We start from the raw sequence: 20,015 nt of genomic DNA, 5'->3' as shown, positions 1-20,015 counted from the left end.
CGCATTAAATAGCACACTTATTGCGTTATTTTCTTAGCGCTATAATAGATCACTAATTTAATGCAATTGGTATAAAAATTTATCGAACGCATAAAATAAGCCTGAACGATGTATTTTATTATTCAGGCTTATTAAGGAAGTTTATGACAAATCGTTTTTTAGGTTTTGGTTTGGGACTAAGAGCCCCTCATTTTGAGCAAATTATTGCAGAGAAACCAGCTGTAGATTGGTTTGAAATTATTTCAGAAAACTATTTTGTAGCCGGTGGAAAACCTTGGCATTATTTAAATAAAATCAGATCTGATTACCCCATTGTGATGCATGGTGTATCAATGTCGATTGGTAGTACAGACGCAATCAACAAAGACTATTTAAATCAGTTAAAAAACACCATTGCAAGAGTAGAGCCGCAGTGGGTGTCTGATCATTTATGCTTCACTCAAGTTGGCGGCATAAATAGCCACGATTTACTGCCAATGCCTTACACCAATGAGGCGCTTGAACATTTAGCTAATAAAATATCGCAAGTTCAGGACTACCTAGGCCGAGAGATGATTTTTGAAAATGTGTCGAGTTATTTAACATACAACGCTTCACAAATGAGTGAGTGGGAATTTTTAGCGCAATTACATAAGCAAACTGGCTGTAAGTTTTTAATGGATGTAAACAATGTTTATGTAAGTGCACGTAATCACGACTTTAACGCAATGGATTATTTATCGGCTATTCCGAGTACTGCTATTGCGCAAATTCACTTAGCAGGACATCAAGACTTTGGTACGCATATTATAGATACTCATGATGAAGATGTCCCAGATGCGGTATGGGACTTATATGCTCAGTATGCAAAAACATTAGGTCCTGTAAGTACTATGATTGAACGCGATGATAATATTGGCTCCCTTGATGATTTAATAACTGAGCTTGAGCATGCTAAAACGCTAGTGAAACCGTTTTGGGATATTAGAGCATGAGCGATTTAGCGAAGCTGCAACAACAGTTTATGGATTTACTGCAAGGTGAAAGTTCGGATATTAGCGAGCAAATTGCGCAGCAAGGGCAGTTAAACACACAACAGCGACTCTCTATTTATCAAAACGCTTATAAAATTCGTTTAAGAGCTGTTGTAGAACAAGATCACGAACAGTTGGGCATTTACTTAGGTGATGATTTATTTGAGATGATGGTTGATGGTTATTTAGCTTTATATCCTTCAACTCATACGTCACTACGAATTTTTGCAGATAAATTACCTGATTACTTAGCCACCAATACTCCTTTTAACGATTACCCCATACTTGCAGATATAGCCAAATTTGAACGACTATTGCTAAGCGCGTTTGATGCAAGCGATAAGACATTACTCAATGTATCAGAGCTTGAAAGTATTGAACCACAGCAATGGCCAAATTTACTATTAAAATTACATCCAAGTGTACAGTTAGTCGCGTTTAATACGTTGGCGGTTGAAAGTTGGCAGGCAATAAAAGAAAAGCAAACACCGCCAGAACCAATAGCCTCAGAACCTCGCTTTTGGGTTATTGCACGTGATATTGACAGGCGTACACAATATTTAAGCGTTGATGAACAAGAGCATCGCTTACTGAATCTATTAAAACAAAACACACCCTTTGCACAGTTATGCCAATCCTGTTTAAATGAGCTCCCTGGTGAGCAAATCGCTGGGTTTTTAATTACTAAAATTAATCAGTGGCTTGAACGTGGTTGGTTAATTAACGAGTAAGTTTAAACAACAATGTTTTTTTGTTGCAAAGGAATTTTTTTGAAAGCCACCATATACACAATCATTGCTTTAATTGCGTTTGCCGCAAATTCTCTTTTTTGCAGAATGGCTTTAGCCGAAGGCTATATAGATGCTTGGAACTTTACAGTTATTCGCTTACTAAGTGGTGCAGCGTGTTTGGGCATTATAATGGCTATTTATACCCATAATTTAAAACGTAAAGGCACATTTAACCCCGCTATTATAAGTGACAGAGGAAGCTGGCAAAGCAGTATTAGCCTTTTGGTTTATGCACTTTGTTTTTCGATTGCCTACGTAGAGCTCGATACAGGCACTGGCGCACTTATTTTGTTTTCCGCTGTGCAACTTACTATGATTGGCTGGGGTATTTATCAAAAAGAGCAATTAAGTGTGCTTCAGTGGTGCTCGTTTATAGTGGCGCTAGGCGGCTTTGTATATTTAATGCTGCCATCCGCTGCAGTGCCTTCACTGTTTGGTGCATCACTTATGGCACTCAGCGGTATAGCATGGGGTATTTACAGTATTCGCGGTAAAGTGTGTGTATCGCCACTGCGTACTACTGGGTTTAACTTTATAAGAAGCTTAGTGGCTATCCCTGTTTTATTACTTGTAGGTATGAGTTATTTAAAAAATATGAGTATTGAAGGGGTGTTACTTGCGTGTGCCTCGGGTGCGATAGCATCTGGGATTGGTTACAGTGTTTGGTATGTAGCTATGCCACTGCTTAAAAGTACCCAAGCTGCTGTTGTGCAGTTGTGTGTGCCGGTACTTGCAGCCATTGCCGGGGTTTTGTTTTTATCAGAGCAGGTAACAATGGAGTTTGTAGTCGCAAGCGCGTTAATTTTAGGCGCTGTGCTGGTATTTATTTTAAATAAAAAGAAGGCATAATATTATTTGAGCGAGCCTTCTTTTAGGGGTGTGCTTACGTTTGTTACAAAGCGTGTATAAATAGCAGGTAAGTTATCAAGTATTGCCTGCTTGCCCTGTAGTTCACTGTTTTTTATACATTCAAAAAGTACTTGCTCGCTAAGTTTATTCACTAATAATTGTGATTGCTTAATATGGCTTATATGCCAAAGCTCAGGTGCGACGCCACCTAAATCATGCTGGTAAGGGCGATAAAAGCCAAACTTACCCAAGTTGTCATCAAGCCAGTTACTTAAAGGTGCAAACGGCCCACCTTGCAGGTATTCATCAGGTGTTAGCTGTAGCTTATAATCATCACTTACTGCGGCTTTATCAAACACATCTAAGTCAGTCCCTAAATGATGCCTGCTTGCGCCAGGTAGTGCAGAGTAGAGCATTATAGCTATACATTTATCAATCTCGCTTAGCTTAGTTAAATCTACAATTTCTTGCTGTTTATTATAAACAGGTCGAATACCTAAAAACTTATTATTCCAAATAATTGACTGACGTTCAAAGTCGCGAAAACTTGAGGCAATAGTAAGATCAAATCCCGCTTTTTGAGCTGCACTTTGTAGTGCTAAAAAGTCGCTAGTAATAGCGCTGTGCAAGCGATGATTTTGTATATCAGTTAAATGTGTATCACTTTGCCCTGTAATACACATTATTGGTGTTGGTTGAGTGGCATCCATTATGTTAAAAGTTGCTCTAATATTTGCTCGTAAATGTTGGTAAGGGCTATTAAATCATCGGTACTTACGCATTCATCTACTTTATGAATAGTAGCGTTACGTGGCCCTAGTTCAATTACTTTAGCACCTGTTTGCGCAATAAAACGCCCGTCAGATGTGCCACCTGTGGTTTCTAGGTTTGTGGTTAAACCGGTTACCGATTTAATAGCATTGACTGTGGCATTAACAAGGGGGCCGTGCTCGGTAATAAAAGGCAAACCATTTACTATCCAACTTAATTCATAATTTAAGTTATGCTTTTGTAGAATGTCATTTACACGTTGTTGTAATTGCTCATGCGTTACTTGCGTGCTAAATCTAAAGTTAAACTGTATTTCTAGTTCACCCGGGATCACATTACCAGCACCTGTGCCGCCATTAATATTTGAAATTTGAAAGCTGGTAGCAGGGAAGTATTCATTTCCGTTATCCCACACCGTTTGGCTAAGCTCAGTAAGTGCAGGGGTTGCTAGATGAATTGGGTTTTGTGCTAAATGAGGGTAGGCTACATGCCCTTGTACGCCCTTAACGGTTAAAAAAGCGGTGAGTGAGCCTCTTCGACCATTTTTAACAACATCACCTAGTACATCTCGTGATGAAGGTTCGCCAACTAGGCACATATCGATTTTTTCACCGCGTGCTTCTAGCGTATCAATTACACGAGTCGTCCCGTTTACAAATGGACCTTCTTCGTCAGAAGTAATTAAAAATGAAATTGAACCTTTATGATCTGGGTGCTTAGTAACAAAACGCTCGGTTGCTACAAGCATTGCTGCAAGTGAGCCTTTCATATCGGCAGCGCCACGGCCATGTAAGAGACCGTCTTTTATTAATCCTGAAAACGGCGGATGTTGCCAATTTTTTTCAGGGCCTGTTGGCACCACATCGGTGTGACCTGCAAAACAAAAGTGCGGTGATTGTGTGCCTTTTCGAGCCCAAGTGTTAAGTGTGTCGGTAAAAAATAATGACTCTATATTAAAACCAACCGCAGCAAGGCGATCGTTCATCATTTGTTGGCAGCCAGCATCTTCGGGGGTTACTGACTCTCGTTGGATTAGCGCTTGAGCGAGTGCAATTACGTCAACAGTCATTATTTAAAAATCTCATCGTATTGAACTGCTTTAAAACCTAAATGGTAGCTGCCATTGTTTACGAGTACCGGACGTTTGATCATTGCAGGTTGTTCAACTAACAGTGAAATAGCACTCTCTTTAGTTAAGCTTTGTTTCTGCTCATCAGTTAATGCACGATAAGTAGTACCACGTTTATTAACAAGCTGTTCCCAATCAAGCTTATCAGCAAAGTCACTCACCATTTGCTCATTCACGCCATCTTTACGGTAGTCGTGAAAAGTAAATTCGACATTGTTATCGGTTAAATATTTTTTAGCTTTTTTAATCGTGTCACAATTGCTAATGCCGTATAAGGTAATCATAGATTTAATTCTTCTTAATAATAGTTAATAGAGTGTCTTCACCCGCTTGTACCAGTGAGTGAGAGTAATGAAATGTACCAAGGTTGTGGCCATTTAGTAAAATTAGGCTAGCAAGCATAGGAGTATCAAGCTCTCGTAAATCAAAATAAGCAAGGCGTTGGCCTTTGATTATTTTGCTACCATTGAGCTGTGCTATATGAGTGTGTGTAATTGGTTGCGATGTTGGAATGGTTAAGTTGATTAACACTTTTAACCCATTTTTTGCTTGTAATATAAACTCCGTGCCTGCATTTTTTACCTGTAATAAAGTGCCATCAAAGGGCGCTAGAATTTTATGGTTAGTTAGTTGCACTATAATACCTGGCCCAAGTGTGCCAAAGCGAAACAAAGGTTCTGGATGTTCATTTAGCTCCAGTACTTTGCCTGAAAAAGGGCTGGTAATATTAATGGCGTTACGAGGTATTTTGTTTTGCGCAATATATTCTACTTTTTGTGCTTTCATAATTTATTCAGCCACCACATTGTAGCCATCTTTTTTTAGTTCCGTAATAGCTTGAAGTGCAGTTTGCTTTTTTACAAGTATGTAATCGGTGTCGTAGGTTGAAATTGAAAATATAGATATTTTAGCACGTGCTAATACGCCCGAAATATTGGCCATTATCCCGGTTAGCGAAAAACCAAGTGGGCCAACAACTTCAAGTGCTTGCCAATTTGGCTCTGTGTCTAGGCTGTTTATTTCAAAGCTACTAGGGCATACAATTGAAAGTTCGTCGTAGGTTTTAGAAATAAAAAACAACGGGAGTTTTAACAGCGCCGCAGGTATGTCGGCATCTATATCTAAGCTATGTATAGATAAAACGGTGCTGTGTAATTGTAATGTTTGTTTTGACATTAAAAACCTGCGAAACAGCAATATCGGTAGGTTTATAGTATAGATTATTAGCTTTAAATTAAAGGCGTAACAGTAACTAACCTGATAGTAAGTGAGTTAATTCCCGAAGGTAGAAAAACTTACCCACAATTTCTGTGGATAAGTATGGGGGTTGCAGGGTATAAATAGCCTAACTATTTAATTATTAAATAAATAATAGCTAGGCTATAAAAAGCACATGTTAGTGTTGGTGTTTAATTAAGTGCTTCAGCTTGTGCTGCTTGAATGGCCGTTAGTGCAATGGTATACACAATATCATCAACTAAAGCACCACGGCTTAAGTCGTTAACAGGTTTGCGCATACCTTGTAGCATTGGACCAATACTTATTAAATCAGCGCTACGTTGTACTGCTTTATAGGTAGTATTGCCTGTATTTAAATCAGGGAATATAAATACAGTCGCTTTACCTGCAACAGGGCTATTAGGTGCTTTTTTAAGTGCCACGTTTTCCATAATGGCTGCGTCGTATTGAAGTGGCCCATCAATGATTAAATCAGGACGCTTTTGCTGCGCTATTTTTGTGGCTTCGCGTACTTTTTCTACATCAGCGCCCGTGCCAGACGTACCCGTACTGTAACTGATCATAGCTACACGCGGCTCTATACCAAATGCAGCAGCAGAGTCGGCAGATTGAATCGCTATATCTGCAAGTTGTTCAGCATTAGGGTCTGGGTTAATCGCACAGTCACCATAAACTAACACTTGGTCAGGCAGCAGCATAAAAAATACGGATGATACTAACGATGATCCTGGCGCTGTCTTAATTAACTGCAGTGGTGGGCGAATTGTATTGGCAGTGGTGTTTACTGCACCCGACACTAAGCCATCTACCTTACCTTGCTCAAGCATCATTGTGCCAAGTACGACGTTATCTTGCAGTTGCTCTTGCGCGACTACGGCAGTTAGACCTTTGCTTTTTCGGATTTCGACCATAGGCGCAATATAATCATTAATGATGCTTTTAGGCTCAATAATACTTACGTGTTCGTTAAGCTCAATCCCTTGTTGCTCTGCAATGCGCATTATTTCTTCGCGATCGCCAAGCAATATAGTTTTAGCAATGCCGCGTTGGCCACAAATAGCAGCCGCTTTAATAGTACGAGGTTCATTGCCTTCTGGTAGCACAACTGTTTTTCCGGCTTTACGGGCTTTGTCTGTTAACAAGTAACGAAATGCTGGAGGCGATAATTTACGTGTTTTACCTACGCTTTTGGCTAACGTGTCTAACCAGTCAGAATCAATATGTTCAGCGTTATGATCTTTTACTTTTTCAATTCGTTGGTCGTCGTCGTTTGGTACTTCCATATTAAAGTTATGCAGTAATAACGAGGTGCGCCATGTATCGCCATCAGTAGCGAGTATAGGCAAGCCAGTTTGCATAGCTTGCTCACACAAGGCCATAATACGTGGCTCTGGCTCAAAGCCACCGGTGAGTAATATAGCGCCAAGTTTAGTGCCGTTCATAGCTGATAAACACGCAGCAACAAGTATGTCTGAGCGATCGCCTGGTGTTACCAATAAGGCTCCAGGGGTAAAGTAATTTAAAATATTTGACACTGTACGCGCACAAAAAGTAATACGACGCAGACGACGATGCAGCATATCGCCTTCGTTAATTATCGTTGCTTTTAAATACGCGCTTAAATCTTTTACGCGAGGTGCGACTAAGTCAAAATCCCAAGGGATTGCACCAAGTAGCATAAACGGGTTTTTTCTAAAAATAGGTAACGACGCTAAACGATTTAATTCGTTTTCAAGCTCTTCTGGTTTGTAGGTGTCAACTAAATCGGCGCGAGCGCGGCCTTCTTCATCAAGTGGCGCATTTACTTTATTAAAAATACAGCCTAGTACGCGAGGGTGGTCAATTCCACCATAGTTACCCGCTGCGATTTCAAGGCGGTCTTCTATTTGTGTAATGCTGTAATTACCGGGGGTGAGTACAAATACAATGTCGGCGCCAAGTGTTTGTGCAATTTCACGATTTACACGTCCAGCGTAAGGTTGACGACGAGTAGGGACCATACCTTCTATGATGGCTACTTCATCGTCGTTTATTTTGCTCTCAAAACGCTCAACAATTTCCTCTAGTAGGTCGTCACCTTTGCCATCGCCAATCATTTGCTCTGCGTAATCGAGTGCAAAAGGTGTAGGTGGGTTAATCGGTGAGCCTTGGGTAACTATTTGCGTTGATTTTTCAGGGCCCGTTTCACCCGAGCGGGGCTGCGCAATTGGTTTAAAAAAGTTAACTTTAACTGTTTTTTGTTCAAGAGCACGCACTAAACCAACTGATACCGACGTTAAACCAACACCTGTAGATACAGGAATTAACATAATACGACGCGCCATATTAAAGCTCCTTTGCTATGTTTGCAGCATCAAGTGCAATAACCCACTCTTCATTTGTAGGCATGACAACGGCTTTACTACGTGCCTGTGAAGAGCTAATAATGCCTTCTTGGCCAAAACGAGCATTAAGATTAGCTTGTTGATCGCAATCGAGTCCTAAAAAGGCAAGCTGTGAGATTACTTTTTCACGAATAATATCAGAGTTTTCGCCAATACCGCCGGTAAAAATAATCGCATCAAGGCGTTGTAGTGGTACCATATAAGCGGCAATTTGTTTTGAAAGACGGTAGCAAAACATATCAAGCGCGAGTATTGCTTTTTTATTACCGGCAACAGCCGCTTCTTCGATTGTGCGGCAATCATTAGAAAGCTCGCTGATACCTAATAAACCACTTTTTTGATTGAGCAAGTTATCTATTTGCTGTGCAGTGTAATCGAGCTGCGTGGTTAAAAAGTTAAACAGGCCTGGATCTATATCGCCACTACGGGTGCCCATCATTAGGCCCTCTAGTGGTGTTAGGCCCATACTGGTATCTACACTCTTACCATTTTTAATAGCACACACTGAACAACCATTACCTAAGTGGGCACTGATAAAGTTACTTTGCTCAATAGGTTGATTAAGTAGTTTTGCTGTTTGGCCTGCAACATAAAAGTGGCTTGTGCCATGAAACCCATAACGTCTAACGCCAAATTCTGTATATAGCTTATATGGCAGTGCATAAAGGTAAGCTACTTCATTCATCGTTTGGTGGAACGCAGTATCAAATACGGCTATTTGTGGTAAGCCTTCGAACGATGCCTGTGCAGATGCAATGCCTAATAAATTAGCATGTCCGTGAAGTGGCGCAAGTGTTGCTGCCTGTGTAATACCCGCAATGACCTTCTCGTCAATCAAAACAGATTGCGTAAAATGCTCGCCGCCGTGCACAACACGATGACCCACAGCAATAAGTTGCTCATCTAAGCTATGATCTTTTATTAGGCTTACTAACGTATCTATTGCCTCTGCATGGGCTTGACCTGCTACTAAGTTAATGACAGTTTTAGCACCGTTGAATTTATATTTTATAGAAGGAGTTGTTGCACCTAAGCGCTCTGCTAGACCAGATATAATTTCGTGGCCCGTGTTTGCATCAATAATGGCAAATTTTAAGCTGGAGCTACCACAATTTAGTACTAAAACGTGTTGTGACTTAGGGGAGGTTGTTGGCATAAATTCATTTCCATAAACAAAATTTAGTAAGTGAACGTGAAACATTAATCGTTACACTCAGAGTGATAAATAAGGCTAAAACATTTAATTAAGCTAAACTAAAATGTAGCTGAATCAATGCGAAATATTTTACCCCAGTTATGGAATTTAGTTTAGTGTTTTGCACACTTTAACAGCAAAATTAAGCACTTTTACTGAGAAAGTAAAAGCCCTTAAAATTGTGTTACACTTTAGAGATAATCAATTTAGTATTGTGTTTTAATAGAGTCACTGTGAGGAGTCATGATGCAAAAAAGTGTGATGTCACAAGTACAAACAGGGCGGTTGTATGCAAAACAATGGCCAATGAGAAAAGAACTAGCACCTCTATTCATCGAGTTTAAGGTTATTAAAGCTACTGATCTTGCGATCACAGTTATGCCTATTTTAGCCATGCTTACGTTATTTTTTCAGCTGAATTACCTAGGTCCAGACTTCTTACCGCAAGCTATTGCGAGTGCTTTATTTTTTATCTCGTTACCGTTGCAAGGCTTATTGTGGCTAGGTAAACGCGCGCAAACACCTTTAGAGCCAGCCATGCAAAAGTGGTATCACGAGCTTTATACAAAAATGGTTGCCAACGGTTATCAAGCGCAGTTAAGCGAAAAAAAGCCTCGTTATTTGGAGCTTGCGAGTCTACTTAAAGACATGTTTGATAAAATGGATAAAGCGTTTACGAAAGAGCAATTTTAGACGTCGTTAAACTTACGCCTAAATAACCCCAAATTTGATTATGCAGTTTTTGTAAACTGCGTAATGTAAAATGACAAGGTGACAGTATGCTCGCCTTTCTCCTTGAGTGCTTCCCAATGTTCTGGCCTGAACTTCCATGCAAATGGCGTCATCATTATTAAGTTTTTAATATCAGTAAAGCTAAGCGCGACATGCTCTGTTAAAAGAGCTTGCTCTGATTTTTGAAACCCTTTTGGCGAAGATATTTCAGTATGTTCGTTTACTTTTGAATATATATACGACTTTAACTCTTTTAAATGACAAGGACCTGGGCTTGCAACCACTAACGTTGCACTTTGATTTGCAAGGCGCTCAAGCTCTTGCTCAAACAAAGGTGCAAATACGCTAACAAGTACATCAGCAAATTGGCTTTCAAAAGGCGCTTGGCTAATTGATGCTACACTAAAGTTGCAATTAGGGTAGCGCTTTGCTGCATATTTAACCGCAGATTTTGAAATGTCGACGCCGTACACAACTGCGTTTGTTTTACTTGCTATTGCTTGAGTATAAAACCCTTCACCGCATCCCAAATCAATAATAGTATTTGCACTTATATTACTGATTATATCGCTAAGGTTTTGTTGCAAAAAGCCATAATAGCCACGCTCTAAAAATGCACGCCTAGCTTGTACCATTTCAAGCGAATCGCCTGGTTGTTTTGAGTTTTTTTGTTGCACAGGCAGTAAATTAACATAGCCCTCTTTAGCAACATCAAAGCTATGGTTGTTAGCACAACGAAGTGTTGAATCAGTTTTCAAAAGTGCGTGGTTACACAGTGGGCATTGATATTGTAGACTCATGAGTCTAGGTAGTCCTTATCGTAAAAAGTTTTTACCCAATGCGGGCGATAGGTGATCATAACTGTTATAGCCATACCGTTGAGCATTGCTTCAGGAAACCAAATTATGGCACTTAAATAAACGTAGTTATCTGCGAGTTCTTGCCAATTGTATTGCCCTATAGCTAAGTAAAATAAAGCACCTAGGCTTATTTTTATACAGGCTATAACCCCTGCAGTTATGAACGCACAAACAAATATATAAACAAAAAAATGACGAGGTAAATACTGGTAACTAATTATAAAGCCAAGGTAGCTTAGTAAAATAGGAATAAACGCACCAATAAGCAGTTGAACTGGTAACAGTTCAAGTTCAATTTGACCAAATGCAGTCAGTAGGGCTGTGGCAAGTAGGCTACTTAAAATAGTCAATCGCCAGCCTAAAATTAATGTTGCAGCTGTAACGCCTAATATGTGTAAATCGAGGCCAGTTAAAATTCCTGCTTTTATTCGCCAAAGCACTGCAAACACTAACGCACATGCAAGCACGCCAGTTTGACGGGCTGGCGTATTAAGCAATGTTTTATATGTTTTTTTATCAAAGCTTAGTAGGGCAATAATAATTACAAGGGCCCAAAGTAGCCCTTGTATTGTTATGCTGAGCATAGTAATTACTTAAATGTTGACCATATAGGGGCATGATCTGAGGGTTTTTCAATACCGCGCAGTTCGTAATCAATACCAGTATCTATACAGCGTGCTGCAAGCTCATTAGTTGCAAGTACTACATCTATTCGAAGTCCTCGGTTATCTACAAACCCCTTAGAGCGATAGTCAAACCATGAGTATTGATCGTCTGTTTCTGGGTTTTGTTCTCTAAAGGTGTCTTTAAAGCCCCAATTAAGTAATGTTGCAAGCCATTCACGCTCTACCGGTTGGAAAGAACATTTACCCGTTTTTAACCAACGTTTAGCATTTACTTCACCAATACCAATATCTAAATCGGTAGGTGATATGTTGATATCGCCCATAACAATTATATCTTGATCGGGTGTATGGTTTGTTTCAAGGTGAGTCATCAAGTCAATATAGAACTGGCGTTTATAAGGAAATTTAGTTTCGTGATTGATATTATCGCCTTGCGGGAAATAACCATTCATTACGGTTAAATCACGACCGTTTTCTTGCTCTACAGTAACGCTTATCATGCGTTTTTGCGATTCCTCTGTATCGGTAGCAAATCCTTTTAAGACCGATTTAGGCTCTTTCTTGCATAACATAGCCACACCATAATGTGCCTTTTGACCATGGTAATAAACGTGGTATCCCATTTTTTGCACATCCTCTAGTGGGAACGCCTCATCATGAACCTTAATCTCTTGCAGTCCAATTACGTCTGGTTGATGTTTATCGATAATTGCTTGTAATTGATGAAGACGAGCACGCAGACCATTGATATTGAAAGAAATCACTTTCATTGAATTTACCTTAAAATTGGTTCTATTTAATGCACCAAATTGTATCAGTATTTACGCGTACATAACATGACTGAAATGGAGAAAATCGCTGCATAATTGTTGACCAAATGGTGCTTAAAGTTTAAACATTGTTAATGCTATATTAATTTGTTAAATAAATAAAAAATTCAATTGATATCTAAAAAGTAGGTTATATAATGCGCGAAATCACTCAATAAGCTCGTTCAAATAGGATCTCACATGAAAACACAACTAATTTTAGCTGCAGCACTTTTAGCATCAACTACGGTCTCGGCACAAAGTAATTCGTATTTTAGTAAAGATAATAAAATAGAATCTAAATTGTGTGTATTAAGTGCCAATGAAGGCTTTTCTGCCGCTCGTAAAGAAGCAGCCCAGCATGGTGTGTTTTTATCACGCTTTTCACAAAGTATTTTGTGTAATGGCGAAGATATTCGTGATATTGCTAAAAAAGGAACAACTACTGAAGTGATTAAAACTAAAGTTGAAGTGTTTGCTAAAGACACTCAACAAGAAACACAACTGTGTATGACTGCTTTGAAACAAGGTTTAGCGCCAGTTCGTCAAAAAATCGGTAATTTAAACTCTCTAAAGTGTAATGGTCAAAAAGTAACTGATTTTGTAAAACGTTATCAAAATGCGGCTATTTAATAACACAAAAATTTGAAAAGCATGCCCAGTATATTTATATATACTGGGCTTTTTTTTTGCAAAAATTACAAAGCACTTTGCAAAGTTTTCAGATATAACTTATTGAAATTGTTTGTTAAATGCTCTTTTTATTTGTAACTATTTGATTTTAATTAGTTAATTAACATTGGCATCCGAATTGTATTAGCTAAAGTGACATTTATTTAATTACAAGGACACGTCTTATGAAAAAGTTAACATTAGCAACAACAATTTTAGCATCTTTGAGCCTCGCGGCTTGTTCTTCAAATCAAGGCCTTGAGAAAATAGACAGTGATTTTGCAAGCCTGGACAACGACAGCGATGGCTACACTTCAAAAGTCGAAGCGGATGATGATAGCATCTGGGAGCATTTTTCGAATATTGATACCAATATGGATAATGAAATTAGCCGTAAAGAATTTAACGCCTACATGCAGCTTAATGCAGGTAAAGTGGCGACTGATAGTGACGTAAGTGAATCAGCGTTTAAAGCTGAAATAGCTAAGTTCGATAAAATTGAGAGTAGTTTTTCAAGTTTAGATAATGATAGCAACGGTTATATTTCGATTGCTGAAGGCAACGATGATGATATTTCAAATCATTTTGGTTATATGGATGAAAACCAAGATAAGCGCATCAGTAAAAGCGAGTTTAAGGGTTACATTAAAAAATACGGTAATGCAGTAGCTGAAGATGACGCACTAGAAGCAATTAAACGCAGCTAATATTTGTTGTTTTAAAGAGTAAATTATAAGCCAGTGATAATCACTGGCTTTTTTGTGTTTAAAATCTAGTTATTTAGTAGATATATTTTCCTAGTTTGGTGTTGTTCTGTCATAATAGATGGCTGTGTATTTTTATTTGTTAAGAGTGTGTATGGCGGGTCGGCGAATTAGTGATGAACAACTAGTTGAGATCATTGAAGCAGCTATTTTTGTTGCAGATAAGCCTGTTAGTAAGCGCCACCTTAAAGACGTAGTATTAATAGATTTAGCTATTTCTATGGCGCGAATAAACGACGCAATAGACACTATACAAGAACATTTTCAAACTCGTGGTATTCGTCTAGTCGAAGTTGGCAGTGGTTATCGCTTTCAGGCATGTAGTAGTTTAAGCCCTTGGTTAAATAATTTGTGGCAAGAACGTGCGCCTAAGTATTCACGTGCTTTACTGGAAACATTATCGCTTATTGCATACAGGCAGCCCATTACACGTGGCGAAATTGAGCAAGTAAGGGGAGTTACTACGGGTTCGAATATTATAAAAACCTTACTCGAAAGAGAGTGGGTTAAAGTGGTAGGGCATAAAGAGGTTCCGGGTAAACCGGCTTTATATGCAACTACAAAACAATTTTTAGATTATTTTTCGTTAACAGGTTTAGATAATTTACCAGCACTGCCAACAGAGCAGCAAAGTAAAATTAACCAGTTATTAAGTGATCCTTCTGTGAGAGAACCATCCGAATGAGTATACAAGGTGAAAAGTTACAAAAAGTCCTAGCCCGTGCAGGCGTAGGCTCGCGCCGTGAAATGGAAAAATACATTGATGCAAACCGCGTTAGTGTAAACGGTAAAGTGGCAAAGTTAGGCGACCGTGTTGAGGAAACAGACTTAATTCGTGTTGACGGACACACTGTGAAAATTGAAGAAAAAGCAGATAGAATTTGTCGTGTAATTATGTATAACAAACCAGAAGGTGAGCTAAGTACACGTAAAGATCCAGAAGGGCGTCGTACTGTATTTGACCGACTTCCTCGTATTGATGGCGATCGTTGGATTGCAGTAGGCCGCTTAGACGTTAATACATCAGGTTTGATGCTGTTTACTAATGATGGTGAGCTAGCAAACCGTTTAATGCACCCAAGTTATGAAGTAGAACGTGAATACTCTGCACGTGTATTTGGTGAAGTAACCAACGAAACGGTTAAAAACCTACTACGTGGTGTTGAGCTTGAAGATGGCCCAGCCAAATTCACGACTGTAACCCCAATGGGTGGCGAAGGTGTTAACCGATGGTTTAACGTAACGTTAAATGAAGGGCGTAACCGCGAAGTCCGCCGTTTATGGCAATCTCAAGATGCGGAAGTATCTCGTCTTATTCGTATTCGTTACGGTAAATTGGAGCTAGATAAGCGCGTACCGCAAGGTGGTTGGATGGAGTATGATCTAGAAACGGTAAACTATTTACGTAAAACCGTTAAATTAGGTCGGGAGACGCAGACTAAGCTTTCTGTTATGCCAGAAAAGCGCAAAGATAAACGCGCTAAAATCAACCAAATCCGTAAAGCAGTTAAAAAACACAATCAACGTGTTAAGCCGACTAAACGTAAATAGTCAATTAGTTATTTATTTAACACAAAAAAGCCGCTAATTGCGGCTTTTTTAATGTGCTTTTAAATAACACAGGACTTAGGCTGGGTTATTTTTTTACCTGAGCATCTAACGATTCGCCATTCACTTCACTAGAATCGTCACTCATTAGATATAAATAGGTAGGCATTAAATCCTCTGGTGTAGCAAGCGCGTCTCTATCTTCACCTGGATATGCAGCCGCTCGCATTGAAGTGCGCGTAGCACCTGGGTTAATACAGTTTACACGAATGTTTGTTTTACCTACTTCACATGCCCATGTTTGCATCATGCCTTCTACTGCAAATTTCGAAATGGCATAAGGTCCCCAAAATTCACGGCCTTTGCGACCAACACCTGATGATGTGAATACGATTGATGCATTATCAGATTTACGAAGAACCGGAAACAAGGCTTTAGTGATCATCGCTTGTGCAGTCACGTTTACTTTCATTATGTTTTCGAACGTAGATGAGCAAAAATGCTCAAGTGGGCCAAGCGAGCCTAAAATACCGGCATTATTAAGAAGCCCATCTAGGCGGCCAAACTGATATTCAATCGTTGCAGCAAGGTCGCGGTAGTTTTGCTTCGTTGCGCCTTTTAAATCCATAGGCACAATTGCAGGTTTAGGATAACCTGCATTAACAATTTCATCGTAAACACATTCAAGTTTATTAGTTGTTTTACCTAATAAAATAACCGTAGCACCATACTTTGCATATGTAATGGCTGCTACTCTACCAATGCCATCGCCGGCGCCTGTTATTAAAATAACTTTATCTTTGAGTGCGTTTTCAGCTGCTTGATAAGTGTGCATAAAAGTACCAAATTGTATGATTTTTTTAATTTTAACATAGCAAAACGTGAAGTAATCGAATTTATTGCAAAATTAGGTGGCGAAAATAGAAACTTTACGTTAAGTTTAACTGGTCTAATGTCTCATTAATAACCTGATTACATTGTTTTAACTTAATACACTGATTAAACACACTATAAAAATAAAATATGTGCGGAGCCAACAATATGAAAAAAATGCTACTTTCACTCTCGGTTACAGCTGCTTTAGCAGGTTGTGGCGGTGGAGAAACGTTAAAAGATGTTAAAAACGACACAGCCCCAGTTATTCCAACGGCAACAGTAAGTTTTGACCCTGCTAATGGAGTTATATCTGTTCCAAACGATTTGTTAATGAGTGGTACCCAAGACGGTACATTAAACATTCCTGGTGAATTAGATGATGATAACGTGTCTATTCCACGCACAGCTTATGCCAACCCACAATTGGCTCTAGGCGCACTTGACGGTTGGTCTTCGCAGGTTCCTTATAAAATTGATTTAACATTCCCACCGAGTGTGAGTTTAGATGAAGCGTCTGCTGGGGCTCCTGGTACGGTTAGAATTTTTGAAGTAATAATGGGGGCAAGCTTAACGGATGAAGAATGTTCGGTAGTAGCTGCAGGTACTGCTTGTAAATTAGTGGGCGAACTTACCTTTGGTGTTGACTTTGTTACTCAAGCTTCAGGTAATGCTGTTGCAATTGTTCCTCTAAAACCATTTAAAGCTGGTAGTTCATACATTAATGTATTAACAACAGGGCTTAAAGACTCATTGGGTCGCTCTATTGAGCCATCTTCAACTTATGGGTTAGTTAAACAAGAAGCGCCATTAATTACAGCAGCCCAACTTGGTTTGCAGGGCGCAGTTAATAGCTACGAAAATGTAGTTGTTAGTTCTGGAAATATTACGAAAGACGACATTATTTTCTCAGGTGCGATGACTATTCAATCAGCAGGACCTGTGCTGGGGACTATCAAGCAGTTGTTAGCAGTGAGCTTGCAACAGCCAAGTATGGCAACACCTGCTGTGCAAGTACCAGAACAACCAATGGTAAATGTACAACAAGTATTTGCTTCACAAGGTGTTGAAGTATCGCCTGCTTTTTCTGGTGTTCAATATCAAAAGGGTAGCATTATGCTTCCTATGTACCTAGGGACTCCAACAGGCACTGAGATAAGTGATTTAAACGATACATATTGGCAAGGTATGTGTGATAACGCGGTAGCAATACTTGGTTATAAAGCTGTTGCCGGTGATGCTTTTCCTGCAGAACCTATTAGTGAGAATGACGGGTTATGTTTTGCATTGAGTAGTGGACAGCTTCGAGATTTAGGTTTAGACAGCACGCGTCATTTAACTAAATATAATACCATTCCAAAAGTACAAAGCATGGCGAATGTGCCAGTACAACTAACAAAACCTATTTTACCAATTATTAACGGTGTTCGTGCGCAACTACAATTACCGGCTATTGAAATGCCAGAAAATGGCTGGCCTGTTGTAATTATGCAACATGGTATTACTACGCAAAAAGAAAGTATGCTAGCGTTAACTGCCCAACTTTCTATTCAAGGTTTTGCAACTGTAGCAATTGACCACCCAAGACATGGTGAACGCGGTATCGATGTTGATGGTGATGGCAGTGATGACTTTAATGCAACAACAGGTTCGGTACTTAGTTATATGGACTTGAGTTCATTACTTGTTGCGCGAGATAGCCTACGTCAATCAGCGGCTGATTTATTAGGCTTACGCTTGGGTTTAAACTTCATTAACGATACGACTATCAATAGCAAAGATGTTACCTACATCGGGCATTCGTTAGGGTCTATTGTAGCCCCGGCATTTATTGCTCAAGCTAATAGCCCAATGGCACCTACTGTTGACCCACTGTTTAATGTAAATACAGTAGCACTTGCAAGTGGCGGCGGTGGCATAGCAAGCTTCTTACTTGAATCTGCTGCGTTTGGTCCATTTATTCAAGGTTCAGTACTTTCACAAGCTGGTACAACCGAAGCTGATGAACTTAATGTCTACCTACAAGGCGCTGCGCTTTCTAACTGTGGCTCATTAGTACCAGACATGGAAGCTTACTTGACATGTGGTTACAATGAATATGTTGCATCACTTACTACAGCGGGTGAAACGACTAAACTTACTAACATTCAAGGTGTATTTACACAGTTTGCATTTGCGGCACAAACAGCACTTGATAGTGGTGATCCAACTAACTACGCTGCCACGGTGAAAGCATTAGGTACTCCTGTTTATACTAATGTTGTTGTGGGTGATGGTGTTGATAACAAGCCTGACCAAGTGATACCACCAATGGCAGCTAACAATCCTATTTCTGGCACAATTCCATTAGCTAACTTGATGGGGCTTGAAACAGTAAGCTCTTCGCAAGCCTTGAGTGAAGCACCGGCAAGCTATTTAGTTAAATTCACTAAAGGGCATCATGGTTCTATATTAACACCAGCTCAAGATGCAGCACAGGCTTCAACTGTTGAAGGCAGTGCTGCCGCTAATGCAGAAATGCAGTTGCAAGTAGCTGTTTATTTAGCTTCTCGTGGACGGATGTTATTAGTTTCCAACCCTGAGGTTGTGACTGATTAATAACCAGTAAAATAATTAACCTTTAAAAGCCACTGAAAGTGGCTTTTTTTTGTTTTAAAGCATGCTAAATTAGCTGAAATTTATAAACGGAGAAACCAGTTGGAATTTTTATACGAATACGGTTTGTTTTTTGCTAAAACAGTTACTTTTGTTATCGCTATCGCAGTTATTTTAATGTTAATAGTTGGCGCTGCAGTTAAGCCAAAAGCTAAAAAAGGTGAAATACAAATAGATGATATATCAGAACAATTAGTAGAACTTAAAGAAAGTTTTTTACAAAATACGCTGGGTAAAAAAGAGCTTAAAGCGCATCAAAAACAACTTAAATCAAAGAGTAAGAAAGCAGATAAAGATGAGCCTAAACCTCGTTTATATGTAATTGACTTTGTGGGTAGTATGGACGCTCACGAAGTAGAAAGCTTACGAGAAGAAATAACGGCTATTATCTCTATTGCCGATCCAAGTAAAGACAAAGTACTTATTCGTTTAGAAAGTGGTGGCGGTGTTGTACATGGCTACGGACTTGCTGCATCTCAGTTACAGCGTATTAAAAGTGCGGGTATTCCTCTGAGTGTTGCAATTGATAAAGTAGCAGCAAGTGGCGGTTACATGATGGCGTGTGTCGCGGACGAGATACTTGCAGCGCCTTTTGCAATAGTTGGATCTATTGGTGTGATTGCTCAAATTCCTAATTTTAATAAAATATTAAAGAAAAATGATGTTGAATTTGAGCAAATAACAGCAGGTGAATTTAAACGCACACTAACTTTATTTGGTGAAAACACAGATAAGGCCCGTGAAAAATTTCGTGAAGAAATTGAACAAACACATGGTTTATTTAAAACGTTTGTAAGCACTCAACGTCCAAGTTTAGATATAAATCTAGTTGCGACAGGTGAGCATTGGTTTGCAACTCAAGCTATTGAAAAAGGTTTGGTAGATGTTATAAAAACAAGTGATGATGCTTTATTAGAGCAGCAACATGAACGCCAAATCTATAAAATTAAATATAAAGTCAAAAAAGGACTGAGCGATAAGCTCGCGCTTGGCTTGAGTAGTGGCGTAAATAAAGTCGGGATAAACTTACTTTCTAAATTTAAGTCCCTAAATCCTTAGATTAGAATTTTTAACCTGAGAACAAGCTAATTATTTTTACTCGAAA

At 39.3% G+C, this 20,015-nt stretch carries 21 protein-coding genes; 10 read left to right on the top strand and 11 right to left on the bottom strand.

Features of this window, described 5'->3' with window-relative positions; genetic code table 11:
- The first annotated feature begins 143 nt into the window (after positions 1-143).
- Genes P20495_RS17170 through P20495_RS17180 form a run of 3 tightly spaced genes read left to right on the top strand, consistent with a single transcriptional unit; the run spans position 144 to position 2,653 of the window.
- Positions 144-974: a DUF692 domain-containing protein gene (locus tag P20495_RS17170; RefSeq protein ID WP_007375403.1), complete on the top strand. Its 831-nt coding sequence runs from the start codon at positions 144-146 to the stop codon at positions 972-974.
- Positions 971-1,744, top strand: a complete 774-nt coding sequence (locus tag P20495_RS17175; RefSeq protein WP_008134096.1) for a DNA-binding domain-containing protein — start codon at positions 971-973, stop codon at positions 1,742-1,744. Before P20495_RS17170 ends, P20495_RS17175 begins: the two co-directional genes overlap by 4 nt.
- Before the next feature lie 39 nt (positions 1,745-1,783).
- Positions 1,784-2,653, top strand: a complete 870-nt coding sequence (locus P20495_RS17180) for a DMT family transporter (protein WP_008134094.1) — start codon at positions 1,784-1,786, stop codon at positions 2,651-2,653.
- A gap of 2 nt (positions 2,654-2,655) precedes the next feature.
- Here the strand turns inward: P20495_RS17180 and P20495_RS17185 are convergent, their stop codons facing one another.
- The 7 genes from P20495_RS17185 to P20495_RS17215 all read right to left on the bottom strand — a co-directional run bounded on the left by P20495_RS17185 (position 2,656) and on the right by P20495_RS17215 (position 9,332).
- Positions 2,656-3,363, bottom strand: a complete 708-nt coding sequence (locus P20495_RS17185; RefSeq protein ID WP_008134093.1) for a M15 family metallopeptidase — start codon at positions 3,361-3,363, stop codon at positions 2,656-2,658.
- Positions 3,363-4,493 (bottom strand): succinyl-diaminopimelate desuccinylase, encoded by a 1,131-nt coding sequence (gene dapE, locus P20495_RS17190; RefSeq protein WP_008134092.1) that lies wholly within the window; start codon positions 4,491-4,493, stop codon positions 3,363-3,365. Before dapE ends, P20495_RS17185 begins: the two co-directional genes overlap by 1 nt.
- Positions 4,493-4,837 (bottom strand): ArsC family reductase, encoded by a 345-nt coding sequence (locus P20495_RS17195; RefSeq protein ID WP_008134091.1) that lies wholly within the window; start codon positions 4,835-4,837, stop codon positions 4,493-4,495. The genes dapE and P20495_RS17195 overlap by 1 nt, the downstream gene beginning before the upstream one ends.
- Positions 4,838-4,841: 4 nt before the next feature.
- A complete protein-coding gene (locus tag P20495_RS17200; protein ID WP_008134090.1) occupies positions 4,842-5,339 on the bottom strand; it encodes a PTS glucose transporter subunit IIA in 498 nt (165 codons plus the stop codon).
- Positions 5,340-5,342: 3 nt separating this feature from the next.
- Positions 5,343-5,729 carry an ACT domain-containing protein gene (locus P20495_RS17205; protein ID WP_008134089.1) on the bottom strand — a complete coding sequence of 129 codons (387 nt, stop codon included), beginning with the start codon at positions 5,727-5,729 and terminating at the stop codon, positions 5,343-5,345.
- 233 nt (positions 5,730-5,962) lie between these two features.
- The gene (gene pta / locus P20495_RS17210; protein WP_007375395.1) at positions 5,963-8,116 is read right to left on the bottom strand and encodes a phosphate acetyltransferase; all 2,154 of its coding nucleotides are present in this window, start codon (positions 8,114-8,116) and stop codon (positions 5,963-5,965) included.
- Between the two features lies 1 nt (position 8,117).
- Positions 8,118-9,332, bottom strand: coding sequence for an acetate kinase (locus P20495_RS17215; RefSeq protein ID WP_008134088.1), 1,215 nt, complete (start codon positions 9,330-9,332; stop codon positions 8,118-8,120).
- 285 nt (positions 9,333-9,617) lie between these two features.
- On the opposite strand from P20495_RS17215, the gene yfbV reads away from it, so the two are divergent.
- Positions 9,618-10,064 carry a terminus macrodomain insulation protein YfbV gene (yfbV, locus tag P20495_RS17220; RefSeq protein WP_007375393.1) on the top strand — a complete coding sequence of 149 codons (447 nt, stop codon included), beginning with the start codon at positions 9,618-9,620 and terminating at the stop codon, positions 10,062-10,064.
- Positions 10,065-10,102: 38 nt separating this feature from the next.
- Here yfbV and P20495_RS17225 read toward each other — a convergent pair whose 3' ends face one another.
- Genes P20495_RS17225 through xthA form a run of 3 tightly spaced genes read right to left on the bottom strand, consistent with a single transcriptional unit; the run spans position 10,103 to position 12,359 of the window.
- On the bottom strand, positions 10,103-10,903 hold the full coding sequence (locus tag P20495_RS17225; protein ID WP_007375392.1) for a putative RNA methyltransferase: 801 nt from the start codon (positions 10,901-10,903) through the stop codon (positions 10,103-10,105).
- Entirely contained in the window at positions 10,900-11,547 is a 648-nt protein-coding gene (locus P20495_RS17230) for an energy-coupling factor ABC transporter permease (RefSeq protein ID WP_007375391.1), read from the bottom strand. Before P20495_RS17230 ends, P20495_RS17225 begins: the two co-directional genes overlap by 4 nt.
- Positions 11,548-11,552: 5 nt before the next feature.
- Positions 11,553-12,359: an exodeoxyribonuclease III gene (gene xthA / locus P20495_RS17235; protein WP_007375390.1), complete on the bottom strand. Its 807-nt coding sequence runs from the start codon at positions 12,357-12,359 to the stop codon at positions 11,553-11,555.
- Positions 12,360-12,599: 240 nt separating this feature from the next.
- On the opposite strand from xthA, the gene P20495_RS17240 reads away from it, so the two are divergent.
- From P20495_RS17240 to rluB, 4 genes are all read left to right on the top strand, one after another.
- Complete coding sequence (locus P20495_RS17240; RefSeq protein WP_008134083.1) at positions 12,600-13,031, top strand: hypothetical protein; 432 nt, start codon at positions 12,600-12,602, stop codon at positions 13,029-13,031.
- A gap of 224 nt (positions 13,032-13,255) precedes the next feature.
- Positions 13,256-13,777, top strand: a complete 522-nt coding sequence (locus tag P20495_RS17245; protein WP_008134081.1) for an EF-hand domain-containing protein — start codon at positions 13,256-13,258, stop codon at positions 13,775-13,777.
- Positions 13,778-13,928: 151 nt separating this feature from the next.
- Positions 13,929-14,519, top strand: coding sequence for an SMC-Scp complex subunit ScpB (gene scpB, locus P20495_RS17250; protein WP_007375387.1), 591 nt, complete (start codon positions 13,929-13,931; stop codon positions 14,517-14,519).
- Positions 14,516-15,385, top strand: coding sequence for a 23S rRNA pseudouridine(2605) synthase RluB (gene rluB, locus P20495_RS17255; protein ID WP_002959716.1), 870 nt, complete (start codon positions 14,516-14,518; stop codon positions 15,383-15,385). The genes scpB and rluB overlap by 4 nt, the downstream gene beginning before the upstream one ends.
- Before the next feature lie 85 nt (positions 15,386-15,470).
- On the opposite strand, the gene P20495_RS17260 is transcribed toward rluB, so the two are convergent.
- Positions 15,471-16,217 carry a YciK family oxidoreductase gene (locus P20495_RS17260; RefSeq protein WP_007375386.1) on the bottom strand — a complete coding sequence of 249 codons (747 nt, stop codon included), beginning with the start codon at positions 16,215-16,217 and terminating at the stop codon, positions 15,471-15,473.
- Between the two features lie 206 nt (positions 16,218-16,423).
- On the opposite strand from P20495_RS17260, the gene P20495_RS17265 reads away from it, so the two are divergent.
- Positions 16,424-18,853, top strand: a complete 2,430-nt coding sequence (locus tag P20495_RS17265; protein ID WP_008134077.1) for a VolA/Pla-1 family phospholipase — start codon at positions 16,424-16,426, stop codon at positions 18,851-18,853.
- A 99-nt stretch (positions 18,854-18,952) separates the two neighbouring features.
- Positions 18,953-19,969 carry a protease SohB gene (sohB, locus tag P20495_RS17270; RefSeq protein WP_008134076.1) on the top strand — a complete coding sequence of 339 codons (1,017 nt, stop codon included), beginning with the start codon at positions 18,953-18,955 and terminating at the stop codon, positions 19,967-19,969.
- The last annotated feature ends 46 nt before the right edge of the window (positions 19,970-20,015 follow it).

The organism is Pseudoalteromonas sp. BSi20495, assembly GCF_000241185.1.
Taxonomy (GTDB): domain Bacteria; phylum Pseudomonadota; class Gammaproteobacteria; order Enterobacterales; family Alteromonadaceae; genus Pseudoalteromonas; species Pseudoalteromonas fuliginea.
Note: the sequence above shows the minus strand (reverse complement) of the source record. Positions and strands in the feature narration are given on the sequence as shown.